The sequence below is a fragment of the Pseudoalteromonas sp. QJM3NY_12 genome (genome assembly GCF_056173165.1).
Genome location: NZ_CM149661.1, coordinates 745209 through 762252, shown reverse-complemented (window position 1 = coordinate 762252; position 17044 = coordinate 745209). Strand labels below are relative to the sequence as shown.

The window sequence follows — 17044 nt, the reverse complement described above, 5'->3', positions numbered from 1 at the left end:
GACTCTTGATCCTATAAAACATTTAATTGACGCGTGCCGTCGTTATCTAATTTACAAATATGGCAAAAACCTTGCTCGTTGATGTAATTTTCCTCTAGCCACTGCGCGCATTGCTCTGCCGCTTCAAGCGTTTTACATACACTAAACAAGGTCGGCCCTGCGCCTGAAATACTCACAACTTCAGCACCCAGTGCTGGTAAGCTTGCTTTGGCATCACTAAAGCCGCTTATAAGTGGCGCACGGTATGGCTCTGCTATTTCGTCTTTCATAATGCTTAATGCATCATCAAAACGCCCTGTTAACAGTAAGCTACTAAATGCCGATAAACGCTGAGCAAATTCAACCCCCGCATGCATACTGAGCTCTTTTGGTAAAACAGAGCGCGCTTTTGCGGTATTGAGTGAAAAGCCCGGAAATGCGGCAACGTAATACCAGTTTTCATCAACAGGTAACGCTATTGATTTATTTGGAATTAAGTCGCCCGTTAATTGTAAGCCACCAAGGTAACAAGGAGTGATATTGTCATAATGACGTCCACCGCTTACCAAGCCCTCAAAATCGGCCATTAGCTCTATTAACTCAACTTGGCTTAAATTAGTTTGAGCAAACTTATCCAGTGCTGCAAATGTCGCCACCACAGAGCAAGCACTTGAGCCTAATCCCGAACCAATCGGCAAGTTTTTCCTAAGCTCGAGCTTTACCGCAGGCATATCAGGCGCAACATGCGCTCTAAAATGCACTAAACACTGGTACGCTAAATTCTCTTGCGCATCACTAGGTAGCTTATGTGCGTAGTCGCCTGTACAAATAAATTCATCACTCGATGCGGCACTAACAACCGCCACATCACCTAATAAACAGCCATCAATGGGCGCAAGTGCGGCGCCCAGCGCATCAAAGCCAACGGCAAAATTACCAATAGACGCCGGAGCATATACTTCAATCATGACTGACTCCTAGCGAGATAATGTTTTTAATATGTCTGCAAATACACCCGCAGCCGTTACTGCAGAGCCTGCGCCATAACCACGAATTACAAACGGACGCGGTTGGTAGTATTGGCTTAAAATAGCCAGCGCATTTTCACCATCACGAATAACATTCAATGCATGTGATGAATCCACGGCTTCGATTCCGACCTTACAGTGACCATTTTTAATTGTGCCTACGTAGCGAAGTACTTTACCTTCACTCGCTGCACTTTGAATACGGTCGTTAAAGTCAGCATCCAGACTTGGTAGCTTTGCCATAAACTGCTCAACATTGTCACCTTGAGCAAAACCTGGCGGTAAAACCGACTCCACTTCAATATCGCTAAGCTCTAATTTCATACCTGCTTCGCGGGCAATGATAAGTAGTTTACGTGCTACGTCAGTTCCCGATAAGTCATCGCGCGGATCGGGCTCTGTAAACCCGCTTTCTTTGGCTTTAATTGTTGCTTCAGAAAGTGATAAACCATCTTCTAGTGCACCAAACATGTATGAAAGCGAGCCTGATAAAATACCACTAAACTCAAGTAACTCATCACCTGCACCAAACAACGATTGCAAGTTATCGATTACAGGTAAACCTGCACCTACGTTAGTTTCGTATAAAAACTTACGATTATTTTTATGTGTAGCTGCTATTAAATCTTGGTAATACGTATATGAGCTCGTGGTGGCTTTTTTATTGGCAGCCACAACGTGGAAGCCCGCATTTAAAAAATCGACGTATTGCGAAGCCAAGGCATCTGATGAAGTACAATCAACTAGCACAGGGTTAACCAAGTGGTTTTGCTTAACAAACTGTTCTACTAATTTTAAATCAAATGCTTGCTCTGATTGCGTTAGTTTTTGTTGCCAATCATCAAAAGCAATGCCTTCACCATCAAGGTGTAATTGACGAGAATTAGCCACACCGTATAGGTTTAATTTAATATTACGCTTTTCAAGCCATGCTTGTTGACGTTCAAGCTGGTTTATTAGCTCTTGACCGACTAAGCCACATCCCAATAAAAACACATCGATTGAAGGCACATGAGTGAAAAAGTTTTCATGACAGATTTTAACCGCGTCATTACACAACTCACCGTCAATAACAGCAGAAATAGCGCTTTCAGTTGAGTCTTGCGCTATAGCAACAATGTTAACTTGTGCTTGAGCAAGCGATGCAAAAAACTTAGCCGCTAAGCCTTTATGAGCGCGCATGTTATCGCCCACTAACGTTACTATTGCTAAATTACGTTGCACATTTACCGGCTCAATCAAGCCTGCTTTTGACTCTAAGTCAAAGGCCACTTGCAACGCACTTAACGCTAGGTTTAAATCACTTTCATGAACACAAAAACTGATGCTAAATTCACATGATGATTGAGTGATCAGGACGATTGACACGTTATCATGCGCTAATGCATTAAATACTTTCGATGCCATACCCACTTTGCCCTTCATACCAGGACCTGAAACGGTCAACATAGCTAAGTTTTGTAGGCTTGAGAGTGCTTTTACTGGCTCATCAGATACCGTATCGTTACTAATTAATGAGCCTTGTGCATCTGGGTTATGAGTGTTTTTAATTTCGCATGGCACTCCAGCTTTTGCACACGGTAGGATAGTTTTAGGGTGCAACACTTTAGCGCCAAAATAAGAAAGCTCCATCGCCTCTTTGTAAGATAGGAAATCAACCTTAGTGGCTTTTTTGATATAACGCGGATCGGCGCTGTATACACCATCAACGTCAGTCCATATTTGGCACACTTGCGCCTCTAAACACGCTGCAGCAATCGCCGCTGAATAATCAGAGCCATTTCGACCAAGTGTTGTGAGCTCACCTTTATCATTACTTGCAGTAAATCCAGGCATGATGTAAACCGTTGCTGGCGACTCTTTTAGTACCGCTTGAAAACGGGCTTTACTGGCGACTAAATCGGCCTCAGCGTCAATGTGTCCACCCGTTGAAACAATACAGTCTGTTGCTTGTAAATAATGCGCGTTATGATCGGCTAGTAAGCTTTGCATTAGCGATACGCTAACACGTTCACCAAAGCTAATAATAAAAGCCCTGATTTTGTCTGGGCAACACTTAATAAGTGCAACCCCATCAAGCTTATTTTTCAATTCGTTAAAGTCTGGCCAGTTTTGAACTGTTCCTTGTTTTTCCTCTACAGCTGCTTTTAAAGCATTGCAGCGGGTAACAAGTGCATCCCACAACGGGTTGAAATCCAGCCCCTGCTCTGCGGCACTAGCCAGCGCAACAAGCGAATCTGTCATACCGCCAGGCGCTGAAAGCACCAGTAACATTTCATCTTTTAATTGTGCCTTAGCCAGAGCAGCTACTTGCTCTAAACAGGCAAAGTCAGCGAGCGATGAGCCACCAAATTTTAAAACGCGCATTTTTATGTTTCCTCATTCCATAAAACGAAAAAAGGCCTGTGTTCTAAGTGAACACAGGCCTTTAAATTTGTTGCACCGACCTATGCCACTATCCAGTAAGAATGGTGGTTGTAATAATAATGGTCGTTACAAGACTAAATGTTTTCATAGCTTAAGACTGCCTTAACAAAGGCTATTCTGTCAACCCTAAATTAGAAGATAAAACAGTCTTTTTCATCATGAATTTTATTAATAAATGCCAAACTTATGCAAAACGTCGTTAAGTTGTGCTTTATTAATCGGTTTGTGAATAAAATCGATTGCGCCGAGTTGCGCTACGCGATCTCGCATTTTTTGTTGAATATCTGCAGAAATTACCAATACATAAGTTTCTATTTTATTTGCTTTGACCTGCTCAAGCACTGCAATCCCATCCACTTCAGGCATGGTTAAATCGAGGCATAAGAGATCAAAATGCTTATGGTGTAATAACGCCAAGGCTTCTTTACCATTGGTTGCCTGTTGAATATCAGCATCAATACACTCATTTAAACAGCGGATCACTTGTTTACGAGCAACAGTTGAGTCATCACAGACTAAAATAGAAAAACGCATCATAATGACAATTTAATTAAACTCATATAAAACACCTAAACCCACGCTAAAATTAATTTGCTTACTCAGGCAGCAAAAAGTCAAAAATATAACCAACATAAGTAGCGAGCAGGTTATTTACTGTATCTTTTACTAACGTTATCAATAAAGTGCATTAATGCACAATAAAAATTAGCAAAATAACTCTACCTAATTTGAAAACAAACTAGCGAAACACACTATGCTTTATTGTTAAGTTCATGAGGTAATCCTTATTTAAGATCGCAAAATAACAATATAATAAAATATATGTTTATTTTTAATGATTTATTAACTAATGTTTATAAGCGTACACTAATAGTTGAATAATTAAAGGAAATACAAGTCCCTCATGCCGCACAAAAGTCTTTCAACAAAGTTACTCACACGAGTTTTATCGGTTTATTTTATACTGACTTTTGTGGTGACCTGCGGACAAATCTTCGCAGAGTATGTTAATACCAAAGATTACATACGCGATGAGCTCGGCACACTGCAAAAAACATTTGGTAGAAGTCTAACCCGAGCAATTTGGGAGTTAAATATAAAACAAACCACAACAACCGCAGAAGGATTACTTGATATACCTATGGTTGAAGGGGTTATTATTCGTGATGATAACGGCGCTATTATTTCTCAATTAGGCCGCGCGCTAAACATTCACAACCTATATAGTCAGCAACTTGTCCAAGAAGACGTGATTGTAGAAGACGCCAAAGCAGGTTTATTTGGTTATACATTTCCGCTTATTTTTGAATTTTCAGGTCGCGCCACTCAGGTAGGCGATGTGACTTTATTTTCTAGCCGCGACGTGATCTTTAGTCGCATCATGCTCTCTATTTACTTTTTAATTGGCAACGCCATGATTAAAACCACCTTTTTAATCATCTTGTTTTTAATCGCATTTAGAAAGCTGCTAACGGAGCCACTCACACAACTTACTGAACAAATTGAATACCTTGAATTAGAAGAGCTCGATGGCCAGCGCGTTAAAATTGTCACTGACGAAAATAACGAACTAAAAGTAATGGAGCGCTCTTTTAACAATTTGATCTCTAAAGTTGTTGAGTATAAAAAAGAGTTAAAGCAAACCCAGAATGACCTAATCGAAAGTAATCAAAAACTAGATCAACAAAATTTGCAGCTTGAACAAGATGTAGCGCGTAAAACATCAAACCTTAGCCAAGCAATGATCGACCTACAGCAACAAAAATATGAACTCGAACGCCAAAAAGCAGTATTAACTGAAGAAGTTGACCTACGAAAGCAAACTGAGCAAGAGCTGCTAAGTAAACAAACCCAACTACAAAACTCACTCGATGAACTAAGCTTTGCGCAAGAGCAGCTTGTTGGCTCAGAAAAAATGGCGGTATTAGGCGGTTTAGTGGCGGGTATTACTCATGAAATTAATACCCCTATTGGTATCGGCGTAACTGCGACTTCATTTTTACATGAGCGTTTAACTGAAATAGAAACTGCGTTTAAAAACAAATCGCTATCCTCTTCAGCACTGGAGAGCTTTATTAATGATGCTGCACAAAGTGCTCAGCTACTCTCTCACAATTTAGAGCGCGCATCTGACTTAATCACGAGCTTTAAACAAATCGCAGTTGATCAAGCCAGTGAGGCGCTAAGAACCATTAACTTTAAGGATTACATTAATGAGGTTATACGTTCTTTACATCCGCAAATTAAAAAAACATCCCATAGCATTCGCCTGCATTGCCCTGATGATTTAATTATTAATTTACCTGCGGGGGTGATCAGCCAAATATTTACTAACTTAATTATGAATTCATTACTGCATGGCTTTGAAAATATAAACAGTGGCCAAATTACCATAGATGTAAATACCGATGAAAACGACTTAGTCATTAATTACCAAGATAATGGTATCGGGTTGAAACCGGCACAACTTAAGCGTTTATTTGACCCATTCTTCACCACAAAGCGTGATGAAGGTGGCAGCGGCTTAGGTGCTCACATTATTTTTAACCTCGTAAAACAAACACTCAATGGCAAAATTGAAGTCAGCAGTGAACCCGACCAAGGGTTACATTACCGAATTTCGTTCCCTAAAAATATGTCATCCCCCCTGCCACTTTTTAAACTCGATTAGCCGTTTCTAGAAGCGGCTTTTATTGCTATGATTGCACAAATTTTTTAAATGGATCATTTCCCTATGTGGTTTAGTAACCTTATATGCTATCGCTTTAAACAAGACGTTTCGTACACTCAAGAAGACTTTGACAAGGCGTTAGAACAAGATCTATTTCGTCCATGTACTGGCCAAGAGTTGGCGACATTTGGCTGGACAAAAGCATTTGGTAAACATGGTGAAACTTTGTCTCACTTTTCACAAAAAAGCATTTTAGTGTGTGCCAAGCGTGAAGAGAAAGTGTTACCGGCATCTGTAATAAATGAGCTTGTTGCAGAGAAGGTTGATCAGATTGAAGCTGAAGAAAATCGACCAGTAAAGAAAAAAGAAAAAGATGAATTAAAAGAAAACATCTTGCACACGCTACTGCCACAAGCATTTAAAAAGTCGAGCCTACAGTTTGCGTTCATAGACCAGGAAAATGGTTGGGTTGTAGTTAATAGCGCAAGCTTTAATAAAGCTGAAGAGCTTCTGGCGTTACTACGTAAATCATTAGGTACGCTACCCGTTGTTCCTGCGTTTGCTAACTATGATTTAGATGTGTTTTTAACTGACTGGCTTACTAACTTTAGTACTCCAGAGGGCTTCGCTATAGGCTCTGATGCTGAGCTTGAAGAAGCGGATGACAGTGGAGCCCAAGTTAAGCTTAAAGGCCATGACTTAGCGTGTGACGAAGTAAAATCGCACCTTGAAAGTGGTAAACGCGTCACTAAGCTTGCCTTGGATTGGCAAGAACGCGTTAAGTTTATGCTACAAAACGATGGTTCAATTAAACGTTTAAGCTATAGCGAAACACTTAAAGAAGAAAATGCCGATATTCCTAAAGAAGATATGGCGGTTAAACTAGACGCTGACTTTATTCTTGCATCTGAGGAAATAAAACTGCTTCTTGAAGAGCTTACTCAAGGCTTAGGTGATGCAGACGATTTAGCGTAAAAGCTTTATTAAACAAATAAAAAAGCACGATACTAATCGTGCTTTTTATTGTTCAAAAATTTAGCTAAACATTTCTTTTACGTCTTCAACCATATGCAAGTATTCCTCACTCTCTAACATTTCTAATGAAGGAAAAATGCCTTTATCAATATAGGTTTGTAGCGCCGCAGATTTATCTGATACTTGTAGGGTTCCCTCAAGGATTGCACCAATGCGAATAAAGTCGATGTAACTCACTTCAGTAGAGCGATAGTTAACATCAGCCCAGTGCTGTGCAACTTCTGCAAACACGTCTGGGAATTCCCATGCTTTCATAATTGAGCCGCCAATTTTACCGCTTAAGCGTTGAATTGCGTGCGCTAAAAAACTCGGATTGGCAAACACTTCTGGGTGTCGCTCAGCCTCAGTTAAAATCGGTAACACCCCAATATTATAAACCAATGAAGCTAGTGTAATGGCATCACGGTTAAGCGAAGTGTGAGTATTTCTTTTTAAATAAAACTCCATCAATGAAATAGAATGCGAGGCCACATGCAGCGTTTTTTGCCACGCCTTGCCCATGTATCCCTTTATTAGCTCATTATTAGATACAAACAGCTGCTCCATTGCCATGGCTGTAGCTATATTTTTTATTTGCCTTAAGCCAATACGTGTCACTGCTTGATGTAAGTTAGACACCTTTACAGCACGACCCATAATGGCACTATTTGCTACTTTAATCATTCGCGCAGACAGTGCAGGGTCATGTGCTATTGCATCTGACATTTGCATCAAATTTACATCTGGATTGTCAGCGGCTTGACGAACCTTAATCGCTACCTCTGGTAACGTAGGTAACACCAGTGTGTCGTTGTTAATTCTGTCAACCAAAATTGTGAGTAAGGCATTTTCTGTAGACATAAAATATCCCTTTGCTTAATGACCTACACTTTACAGCAAGTCTTATATTATTAATTATTTCAAAGCTTAGCAGTACTAAACATATACCCAAAGTAGAAAAAATTGTAGATAATTATTGATTATTTACTAGTGCCTCACTGATTTATGCGCACTAACGCCTAATACTTGCTATTTGCTAGTGGGTTTTGCTTTAATGCAAACATGCTAAGGCACATTAACACGCTTCAGTACCTTAACTTACAGTATACAAGTTATAAAATAGACTTTTTAAAGGCAATATAATGATCTTAAATAAAATTAGCCAAGCAATACTGCTCTCTGGCATCGTTTTTCTTAGTGCCTGCTCTGAGCAAGCACCGTCTTCAAGTAATACGCCGCAAAGCTCAGCGCCAACGGCTTCTCAAACGCCTTCTGGGCCAGCGCTTGTTAATATTGACCGTCAACGCTTAGACATATACACAGACTTTAGTTTACAAAGTGACTTATCACACTTGTCTGACAATCAAAAAGCTATGGTAGCTAAACTTATTGATGCTTCAAAAATTATGGATGATTTATTCTGGAAGCAAGCATTTGGTAAAGATAAAAAAGACTTTTTAGCACAACTAGATGATGAAAAAGTACGTCAGTTTGCTGATATTAACTATGGCCCATGGGATCGCTTAAACGGCGATGAAGTATTCTTATCAGGCTATAAAGAAAAACCGCTTGGTGCAGGCTTTTACCCAGCCGACATCACCAAAGAAGAGCTTACTAACGCTGATGTAAAAGATAAAACAGGTCTTTACTCACTGATTAAACGCGATGAGCTTGGTAATTTATACAGCACACCTTATTCAGAAGAGTATGCAGTAGAGCTTGCTCAAGCTGCAGAGTTACTTAGAGAAGCCAGTAAACTAGCCGACGATCAAGAATTCGCCAACTACTTAAACTTACGAGCTGACGCAATACAAAGCGATGACTTCCAAGCCTCTGACTTCGCTTGGATGGATATGAAAAATAATCCAATTGATGTGGTTATTGGCCCAATTGAAAACTACGAAGACCAATTATTTGGTTACCGCGCAGCTTATGAATCGTATGTTCTTATTAAAGATTTAAAGTGGAGCGAGCGACTAGCGAAATTTGCAGCGTTTTTACCTGAGCTGCAAAAAGGCTTACCTGTCGATAGCAAATACAAGCAAGAAGTACCGGGCTCAGATGCCGACTTAAATGCCTATGATGTTGTTTATTATGCTGGGCACTCAAATGCTGGCAGTAAAACCATTGCAATTAACTTGCCCAATGATGAGCAAGTGCAATTAGAAAAAGGCACACGTCGTTTACAGCTTAAAAACGCAATGCGTGCGAAGTTTGATAAAATTTTAGTGCCTATCTCAGAGCAGTTAATTGTGCCAGAGCAACGCAAACACATTACCTTTGATGCATTTTTTGCCAATACCATGTTCCATGAAGTGGCTCACGGTTTAGGGATTAAAAACACCTTAACGGGTAAAGGTACCGTTCGCCAATCACTTCAAGAACACGCTAGTGCTTTAGAAGAAGGTAAAGCCGATATTCTTGGTTTATACATGGTTGAACAGTTACTTAAAAAAGGTGAGATCACTGAAGGGACGTTAGAAGATTACTACACCACCTTTATGGCGGGTATTTTCCGCTCAGTGCGTTTCGGTGCCTCAAGTGCACATGGTAAAGCAAACATGATCCGCTTTAACTTTTTTGCTCAAGAAGGTGCTTTTTCTAAAAATGAAGACGGGCTTTATAGCATCAACATGGATAAAATGGGGGATGCTATGGCAAAGTTATCGCGCCTTATTTTAACTCTACAAGGTGACGGTGATTACGAAAAAGTAGATCAACTTATTGCCACTCATGGCGATATTAAAGCGGAACTTGCTAAAGATTTAGAAAAGTTAAGCAAAGCGAACATCCCTGTAGATGTGACCTTTAAACAAGGCAAAGATGTGCTTGGCCTTAATTAACAAAAGCTAATTAAATAAAAAAGCGTTACATTGTAACGCTTTTTTATTACTTATCAGAATGCTTATTTGTCATTCATCACTTTGCGTACAACCGGTTCAAGGCTTGCCATTCCCCACTGCTTACCGATTTCAATCGCATACTCTATATCTGTACCTTGCTGATGGGCTGAAATAGCCATTAACGCGCCAACACGGTTACTACTTGCACAATGAACAACCACCGACTCACCTTTAAGTTGCTCTAAAAGATTGGCTAACTGCTTTGCATTATCAGTGTTTACGTCTTTTGCACCCGCAATCTCAATTAAGTGGTAGCTCATTCCTAAAGAGTTGACTAACGCGCCTTCATCCCAGTCTTGCTCATCTGCTGCACGTAAATTAATAACATGCTTTACCTTGGCTTGCGATAATTGCTTAAACTGCTCTTTAGTCGGTTGCGCTGCTGAAAAAATCAGGTTGTTATGTGCTGCAAAGTTTTTAATGCTAACGTTATTTACTGAATCCGTAGCTACCGGCTGCTCGCTCGCTATTACTGTTGAAACAGCAATGGCTGCTATAAATACACTAGTGCAGAGTTGTTTTATTAATTTCATACTATCTCCTCAAAGTAACCCATTCTGATTTTAAAAATGCGTTTTTAATTGCTCTATCTGCTCATTAGTATAAGGGACACTTGGAAACTTGCCCCATACCGGCGCAGGCCATGCAATATCTGTTTTAAAACGCGCTATATGATGAATATGTAATTGCGGAACCATATTGCCAAGCGCGGCCACATTTAACTTATCAGGATTAAACACCTCAATTAATAAATGGCTGAGCTTAGCCGACTCTTGTAAATAAGTAATTTGTTGCTGCTCGGTTAAATCTATTATCTCTTTTAAACCCGCTATTCTAGGAACTAATATAAACCATGGGTATTGGCTGTCATTTAGTAGTAATACCTTACAAAGAGGCCAATCGGCCAGTTCAATACAATCTCTTGTCAGCTCTGGGGCTAAGGTAAATGATGTTTCGCGCATGTTAAATCCTTAGGTTATTTTACTTCACACTTTATAGCATTTAGTTGCAGTTGCACACGCTTGTGCTTTACCATCTGGGATAATTTTATGTAAGTAAAGGCAATCCTGTGTTAAAAAAACTAAAACACCTCTCACTGGCAATCCCCCTGATGGCGGGCGCATTAAGCGTTCAAGCAAAGCCGTTAACGCTTGAGCGTATATTTGATGATCCAAGCTTAGCTGGCAAATCTCCGGTACAACTTAAGTTTTCTCCCGATGGTAGCCGTGTTACCTACTTACAAGGTAAAGCAGATGACTATAACCGCTATGATTTATGGGAATATAATTTAAAAGATAACACCAACCGGTTGTTAGTTGATTCAGCGCAATTATTTTCAGGCCCAGAAAACCTGTCAGATGAAGAAAAAGCACGCCGTGAACGCCAGCGTATTTTTGGTAAAGGTATTCTTGAATACAAATGGTCAAAAGATGGTAAAGCGTTATTATTTCCTCTTAATGGCGACCTTTATTACTTCGACTTAAAAACAAAAAATAGTAAAAAGCTGACTAACACTGAAGCATTTGAAACCGATGCGCGCTTTTCTCCAAAAGGTAATTTTGTGTCGTTTGTTCGTGAGCAAAACCTCTTCGCATTAGAACTGGCTTCAGGTAAAGAAATTCAGTTAAGTAAAGATGGCGGTGGCGTTATTAAAAACGGCATGGCCGAATTTGTGGCGCAAGAAGAAATGAGCCGCATGACCGGTTATTGGTGGGCAAATGATGAATCTAAAATCGCCTTTACTCGCGTTGATGAAAGCCCTGTTCAAGAAGCGATTCGTAACGAAATTTATGCTGATGAAGTAAAGCTATTTAATCAGCGCTATCCATTTACTGGCACTAACAATGTTGACATTCAACTTGGCGTTGTAAAGCTTAATGACCAAATGGTTGACTGGATTGACTTAGGTGAAGATAAAGATATTTATATCGCTCGTGCTAAATGGTTAAACGATAGCAACACCCTGTCTTACCAGTGGCAAAATCGTTCTCAGCACAATTTAGAATTACGCTTTTACAACAGTAAAACAAAACAGCAAACCGTCGCATTAACTGAAAAAAGCGATACTTGGATAAACCTACATTTTGATCTTGAGTTTTTAAAAGATAAAAAACATTTTGTGTGGGCCTCGGAGCGAGATGGATTTAAGCACCTTTATTTGTATGCTAATAATGGCCAACTTATTCGTCAAATAACTACTGGTGACTGGGTTGTTGATAGCTTAAAAGGCGTAGATGAAAAAAATGGTATAGTTTACTTTGCAGCGCGTAAAGATACTGCGCTTGAAAGTCACTTATACAGTGCGCCTTTATTTAAAAAAGGGGCAATTAAGCGCATTACTGAAAAAGGCCAATACCACAATGTTGTACTGGCAAAAGATAACAAAACCTTCATTGACACTAGTTCATCGGTGAATAAGCCAAATTCAGCAGCGCTGCGCAAAATCAATGGAGAGTTTATTACGTGGCTTGAAGAGAATAAACTAGACGACTCTCACCCACTAACTCCCTTTTTAACCGATTTAGCAAAGCCTGAGTACGGTACTATTACCGCTGAAGATGGCCAAGTTATGCATTACCGTTTATTTAAACCTACAAACATGGCTAAGGGTAAAAAGCACCCAGTTATTGTTAACGTGTATGGCGGCCCTCATGCTCAGCGAGTAACTAATAGCTGGCGTAGTAAAAACTTATACTTTCAATATATGGCGCAACAAGGTTATGTTATTTTTCAACTAGATAACCGCGGCTCTTACAATCGTGGTAAAAAGTTTGAAGATGCAATATATAAAAATTTAGGTGTTGTTGAAGTAGCTGATCAGATTAAAGGCGTTGAGTTTTTACGTACACTTGATTACGTAGACCCTGCACGCATTGGTATTTATGGTCACAGCTACGGTGGTTATATGGCGCTAATGAACATGTTTAAAGCAGGCGATTACTTTAGTGCCGGTGTTTCTGGCGCTCCTGTAACTGACTGGGCCTTATACGATACTCACTACACCGAGCGTTACTTGGGTCACCCTGATACAAATGCGCAAGGTTATACCGACAGTGCTGTTTTCCCATATGCTGAAGGCCTTAAAGGCCCATTAATGATTTACCATGGTATGGCCGATGACAACGTGTTGTTTACCCATGCAACAAAATTGTTTAAACAGCTGCAAGATAACAATCAACAGTTTGAAATGATGACTTACCCAGGCTCAAAACATAGTCTTCGCGGTAAACAAGTTCAAACTCATTTACATCAAACTATTACTAACTTCTTTAACCGTAATTTTAATACAAACTAACTAAGTTATTCGACTAAAGGCTGATACAAGTATCAGCCTTTTTTTATGCAAATAAGATATATTGAAACGTCAACAAACAATAATTAAATCCATTTAAGCATAGGGTAACTAAAAATCTAAGCCTGAGCGCGCAACTTGTATTGTATTTAAATTAACCGCTAACAACTAAATATAAAAATTCAATATTATGAAAATAAAGCTCTATTAGCCTATATTTTAACTATGCTTATTAAAGAGAAGTAATGCTCTTATACAGGAACATGTTTATGCTAAATCTCCGTCGTTTTACTATATTTCAACGTCTAGCCATTTTAGTAGGGATTGTAATATTTGGTTTAATTGTATTGAGTATTTCGAGCTTGAGTAACCAATACCAAGCGCTCAAAAACGAGCAATACCTTAAAACTAAAAATGTGGTAGAAACTGCATATAGTACTATTAAGCACTATGCAGCCCTTGAACAAAACCAAACTCTTACTCGCCAACAAGCACAGTCTCAAGCAATCGCCTCAATCCGCTCATTGCGTTACGATGATACTAACTATTTTTGGATCAACAATTATCAGCCAGCCATGGTAATGCACCCAATAAAGCCAGCTCTTGAGGGAAAAGATTTAACTAATAATAAAGACCCTGATGGCACCCCGTTATTTGTTGAGATGGTTAGCGTTGTAAAACAATCCGGCGAAGGTTATGTGCCTTATAAATGGCCAAAGCCCGGTAATGACAACCCCGTAGATAAAATTGCGTTTGTTAAAGGTTTTGATCAGTGGCAATGGATAATCGGCTCGGGAGTTTATCTTGATACCATAGACAGTGCCTTTTCGCAGCAGCGCACTATCATCATTATCAACGTTGTTATTATGATTATTGTGGTGGTGTTATTTAGCTACTTTATTGGCCGAAGCATTTTAACGCCCACTCGTTTAGCAGCGCAGATGATGAAAGATATCTCTCAAGGTGAGGGGGATTTAACTCGTACTCTCAACGAAAATGGTAATGATGAAATATCTCAACTTTCGAGATCATTTAATTTATTTGTCTCTAAAATTAGAGAGTCTTTAGTACTAGTCGCCAAAAGCGCAAACGATGTAAACGAGCATGCCCATGCTGTAGATGATTCTAGCAAAACCAGCCAGTCGTTTATTGAGCTTCAAAACGACAGTAGCACCCAAGTAGCCGCTGCAATGGAGGAAATGACTCATCAAATTCATGATGTTAGCCGTAATGCCGAAGCCGCTGAACAAGCCGCAAATGATACTGCCAGTAATGCATCAACGGGTAAAAATGTGGTATCTAAAACGATTATCGCCATTGAAACCCTCTCGAGTAATATAGAAACCGTAAGCAAAGTAACCGCTGATCTTGCTCAAGAGAGTAATAATATTGGTTCGGTGCTTGATGTAATAAGAAGTATTGCAGAGCAAACTAACCTGTTGGCACTCAATGCAGCCATTGAGGCTGCACGGGCAGGTGAACATGGTAGAGGCTTTGCCGTCGTAGCCGATGAAGTAAGAACCTTAGCAAGTCGAACGGGTAAAAGCACTGATGAAATTCAAGCCATGATCGCTAAACTGCAAGAAGGCGCTAAAGCCGCAGTTGAGGCGGTAAAATCTAGCCAAGAAATTTCTATTTCTACGGTTGAACAAGCCTCTTCAGCAAATACATCACTGGATGAAATAGACAGGTTAGTAGCGGTGATCACCGATATGAACGGCCAAATTGCAAGAGCAACAGAGCAGCAAACATCGGCCGCAGATGAAGTAAACTTAAGAATTAACGATCTTTCGCAATCAACGGAGCAATCATTAGGTAATACGAAGGATTTAACCCTTGCCAGCGACAAACTCAAACAAAGCAGTGTTGAATTATCTAGCGTGGTATCGCGCTTTAAGCTGAGTTAACCTGAATTCCGGATAATAAATCTATCTCAAGCAGCTATTTTCAGCGCTAACTGCGTTGAATTTACTTGCAATAGGCTAGCTATTGACGCGTAATTTCGCCTTGTTTTCACTGAAAATCTCAAGCTAGAGAAAATTAAACATAAATACCATTTTGATTCAATGCGTTAGTAAACCTCTTAACCAAAGTTCAGGTTAATTAATACCTTTCACCAATTAAAAAGCCCTGATTTTCAGGGCTTTTTAGACTTATTTATAGATAATTATAAACAGTAGCGGGCAAATAAACTGCTTACTGATGCTGCCGTTGGTTTACCATGTTGCCAATCACCACCTTCAACACCACTACCGGCAATATCCATATGCACATAAGGAAGTGGTAAAGTAGACTCATTACCATGCTTATCTAACCCGCCTACCACAGCTAAAAATGCCATAGGAAATTGATGACCGCGCGCTGTGACGGCAGAAGCCGCATTATTACTAGAAAGTACGTCATCGGCTAAAGTGCGTGGTTTTATAAAGTCATAATCTTCACGACGTGAACGTGATACTTCTGCACCGTCAGCCCATAAATCACCACAATCAGCTAATTGACGTGAAATATTAGCACTACGTGCTGGCCCATTTTCTACATAAGCACCATATGATCCCATCGCACGTGCAGCATGCCCTGTTAAAGTAGCCACAGTAAACAGCGTTGGATTTATTTCGTTTACAGCCAAATCTTTCATTTCACTAAGTAAATCACCCATCGCTAGACGCCCCTCGGCATCAGTGTTACCAATGCGCACTCGCACACCTTCACGGCTAGTAATGATTTCATCAGGAACAAAACAATCTGAACCAATTGAGTTACGTACCACTGCTAAAAAGGCAATCACTTTAACGCCTTTAGGCTGGTAATCAGCAACTGCTTTCATAAATCCAGCCACAGAAGCCGCACCACCTTTATCTCGACTCATACCTGCCATGTAGCCGCCTACTTTTAAATCCGCACCGCCTGTGTCATAAACTAAGCCTTTACCAACAAACATCAGTGTGCGCGTTACTTCACCCTCTGGTACATATTCAAGTTTAACAACGCGTGGATGATGACGCTCTACTGCATAAGATGCACGAGCAACAGTACTTAGCATCGGATAGTGTTTATCAATGGCAGCCAAGTCATCAATCACATCAACGCTCACTGCGCTATTATTAAATAGTTCGCTACAGTAATCAGCAAAGCGTGGTGGTGCCATACGTTCAGGCTCGGTACCACATAAATCACGTGCAGCATATTGTCCAGCTGCTAATGCATTGACTGCTTTAATCGTTTGTTCATTGGCATCAATTAAACCGATTTGAGTAATTGGCTCAATACCATGACCATGAAATTCACGTGCTTCAAGAGGCTGCCATAATGCTTGGCATGCGCCTAAATAGGCCACTTCCAGCGCGTGTTGGTAACGGCTGTTGGTATTTAAAGCAGGTAAGTAAATAGCGGGGTTAACACTGCCTGACGCTTTAGCCTCGTTAATGGCTAATTTAGCCGCATCAAAATAGCGACGTACATCATCATAATCTCTATTTAAAGGGCCTGTTGGGGCTAATACAACACGTTTACCGGCAATTACTAGCAAGGTAACTTGATTACCTATGCGAGAGTCTACTTGAGCTTGATTTAAAATTGCATCGCGCAGAGGCGTATTTGGTATGTGAGAAAAGTCATCGCTGATAATAATTAGTGCATCGTGTGATGCACAATCTAGGCTTGCACTAACTGGCTGAGCCAGCACTGCTTTTGGATATGCCATAAAAAAGGATCCTGTTAGAAAACGTAG

At 40.1% G+C, this 17044-nt stretch carries 12 protein-coding genes; 5 read left to right on the top strand and 7 right to left on the bottom strand.

What is annotated here, in order from left to right:
• Positions 1 to 11: 11 nt before the first annotated feature.
• From thrB to AC0VZ5_RS03555, 3 genes are all read right to left on the bottom strand, one after another.
• Positions 12 to 947 carry a homoserine kinase gene (gene thrB, locus AC0VZ5_RS03565; RefSeq protein WP_475474316.1) on the bottom strand — a complete coding sequence of 312 codons (936 nt, stop codon included), beginning with the start codon at positions 945 to 947 and terminating at the stop codon, positions 12 to 14.
• Between the two features lie 9 nt (positions 948 to 956).
• Positions 957 to 3374 (bottom strand): bifunctional aspartate kinase/homoserine dehydrogenase I, encoded by a 2418-nt coding sequence (gene thrA, locus AC0VZ5_RS03560; protein WP_475474315.1) that lies wholly within the window; start codon positions 3372 to 3374, stop codon positions 957 to 959.
• 228 nt (positions 3375 to 3602) lie between these two features.
• Positions 3603 to 3971, bottom strand: a complete 369-nt coding sequence (locus AC0VZ5_RS03555; RefSeq protein WP_138605184.1) for a response regulator — start codon at positions 3969 to 3971, stop codon at positions 3603 to 3605.
• A gap of 367 nt (positions 3972 to 4338) precedes the next feature.
• Here AC0VZ5_RS03555 and AC0VZ5_RS03550 point away from each other — a divergent pair, with 367 nt between their 5' ends.
• Together AC0VZ5_RS03550 and rdgC are read left to right on the top strand one after the other, a co-directional pair.
• Positions 4339 to 6105, top strand: coding sequence for a sensor histidine kinase (locus AC0VZ5_RS03550; RefSeq protein ID WP_475474312.1), 1767 nt, complete (start codon positions 4339 to 4341; stop codon positions 6103 to 6105).
• Between the two features lie 63 nt (positions 6106 to 6168).
• The gene (gene rdgC, locus AC0VZ5_RS03545; RefSeq protein WP_109875483.1) at positions 6169 to 7080 is read left to right on the top strand and encodes a recombination-associated protein RdgC; all 912 of its coding nucleotides are present in this window, start codon (positions 6169 to 6171) and stop codon (positions 7078 to 7080) included.
• Between the two features lie 60 nt (positions 7081 to 7140).
• On the opposite strand, the gene AC0VZ5_RS03540 is transcribed toward rdgC, so the two are convergent.
• A complete protein-coding gene (locus tag AC0VZ5_RS03540; RefSeq protein ID WP_138605188.1) occupies positions 7141 to 7980 on the bottom strand; it encodes an HDOD domain-containing protein in 840 nt (279 codons plus the stop codon).
• Between the two features lie 281 nt (positions 7981 to 8261).
• Between AC0VZ5_RS03540 and AC0VZ5_RS03535 the strand changes: the two genes are divergently transcribed.
• Positions 8262 to 9962, top strand: a complete 1701-nt coding sequence (locus tag AC0VZ5_RS03535) for a dipeptidyl-peptidase 3 family protein (protein WP_475474309.1) — start codon at positions 8262 to 8264, stop codon at positions 9960 to 9962.
• Between the two features lie 62 nt (positions 9963 to 10024).
• Here AC0VZ5_RS03535 and AC0VZ5_RS03530 read toward each other — a convergent pair whose 3' ends face one another.
• Positions 10025 to 10555, bottom strand: a complete 531-nt coding sequence (locus tag AC0VZ5_RS03530; protein WP_475474307.1) for a protein tyrosine phosphatase family protein — start codon at positions 10553 to 10555, stop codon at positions 10025 to 10027.
• A 30-nt stretch (positions 10556 to 10585) separates the two neighbouring features.
• Positions 10586 to 10984, bottom strand: coding sequence for an HIT domain-containing protein (locus tag AC0VZ5_RS03525; RefSeq protein WP_010390912.1), 399 nt, complete (start codon positions 10982 to 10984; stop codon positions 10586 to 10588).
• A 107-nt stretch (positions 10985 to 11091) separates the two neighbouring features.
• Here AC0VZ5_RS03525 and AC0VZ5_RS03520 point away from each other — a divergent pair, with 107 nt between their 5' ends.
• Together AC0VZ5_RS03520 and AC0VZ5_RS03515 are read left to right on the top strand one after the other, a co-directional pair.
• Positions 11092 to 13317, top strand: a complete 2226-nt coding sequence (locus tag AC0VZ5_RS03520) for a S9 family peptidase (RefSeq protein WP_475474305.1) — start codon at positions 11092 to 11094, stop codon at positions 13315 to 13317.
• 266 nt (positions 13318 to 13583) lie between these two features.
• Entirely contained in the window at positions 13584 to 15221 is a 1638-nt protein-coding gene (locus AC0VZ5_RS03515; protein WP_178955247.1) for a methyl-accepting chemotaxis protein, read from the top strand.
• Positions 15222 to 15481: 260 nt separating this feature from the next.
• Here AC0VZ5_RS03515 and AC0VZ5_RS03510 read toward each other — a convergent pair whose 3' ends face one another.
• Positions 15482 to 17017: a M17 family metallopeptidase gene (locus AC0VZ5_RS03510; protein ID WP_475474303.1), complete on the bottom strand. Its 1536-nt coding sequence runs from the start codon at positions 17015 to 17017 to the stop codon at positions 15482 to 15484.
• Positions 17018 to 17044: the final 27 nt, after the last annotated feature.

Coding starts and splice junctions, on each gene's coding strand:
- rdgC (WP_109875483.1), top strand. CDS start 6,169: ATGTGGTTTAGTAACCTTATATGCTATCGCTTTAAACAAGACGTTTCG.
- thrB (WP_475474316.1), bottom strand. CDS start 947: ATGATTGAAGTATATGCTCCGGCGTCTATTGGTAATTTTGCCGTTGGC.
- thrA (WP_475474315.1), bottom strand. CDS start 3,374: ATGCGCGTTTTAAAATTTGGTGGCTCATCGCTCGCTGACTTTGCCTGT.
- AC0VZ5_RS03555 (WP_138605184.1), bottom strand. CDS start 3,971: ATGATGCGTTTTTCTATTTTAGTCTGTGATGACTCAACTGTTGCTCGT.
- AC0VZ5_RS03535 (WP_475474309.1), top strand. CDS start 8,262: ATGATCTTAAATAAAATTAGCCAAGCAATACTGCTCTCTGGCATCGTT.
- AC0VZ5_RS03525 (WP_010390912.1), bottom strand. CDS start 10,984: ATGCGCGAAACATCATTTACCTTAGCCCCAGAGCTGACAAGAGATTGT.
- AC0VZ5_RS03510 (WP_475474303.1), bottom strand. CDS start 17,017: ATGGCATATCCAAAAGCAGTGCTGGCTCAGCCAGTTAGTGCAAGCCTA.
- AC0VZ5_RS03550 (WP_475474312.1), top strand. CDS start 4,339: ATGCCGCACAAAAGTCTTTCAACAAAGTTACTCACACGAGTTTTATCG.
- AC0VZ5_RS03515 (WP_178955247.1), top strand. CDS start 13,584: ATGCTAAATCTCCGTCGTTTTACTATATTTCAACGTCTAGCCATTTTA.
- AC0VZ5_RS03530 (WP_475474307.1), bottom strand. CDS start 10,555: ATGAAATTAATAAAACAACTCTGCACTAGTGTATTTATAGCAGCCATT.
- AC0VZ5_RS03540 (WP_138605188.1), bottom strand. CDS start 7,980: ATGTCTACAGAAAATGCCTTACTCACAATTTTGGTTGACAGAATTAAC.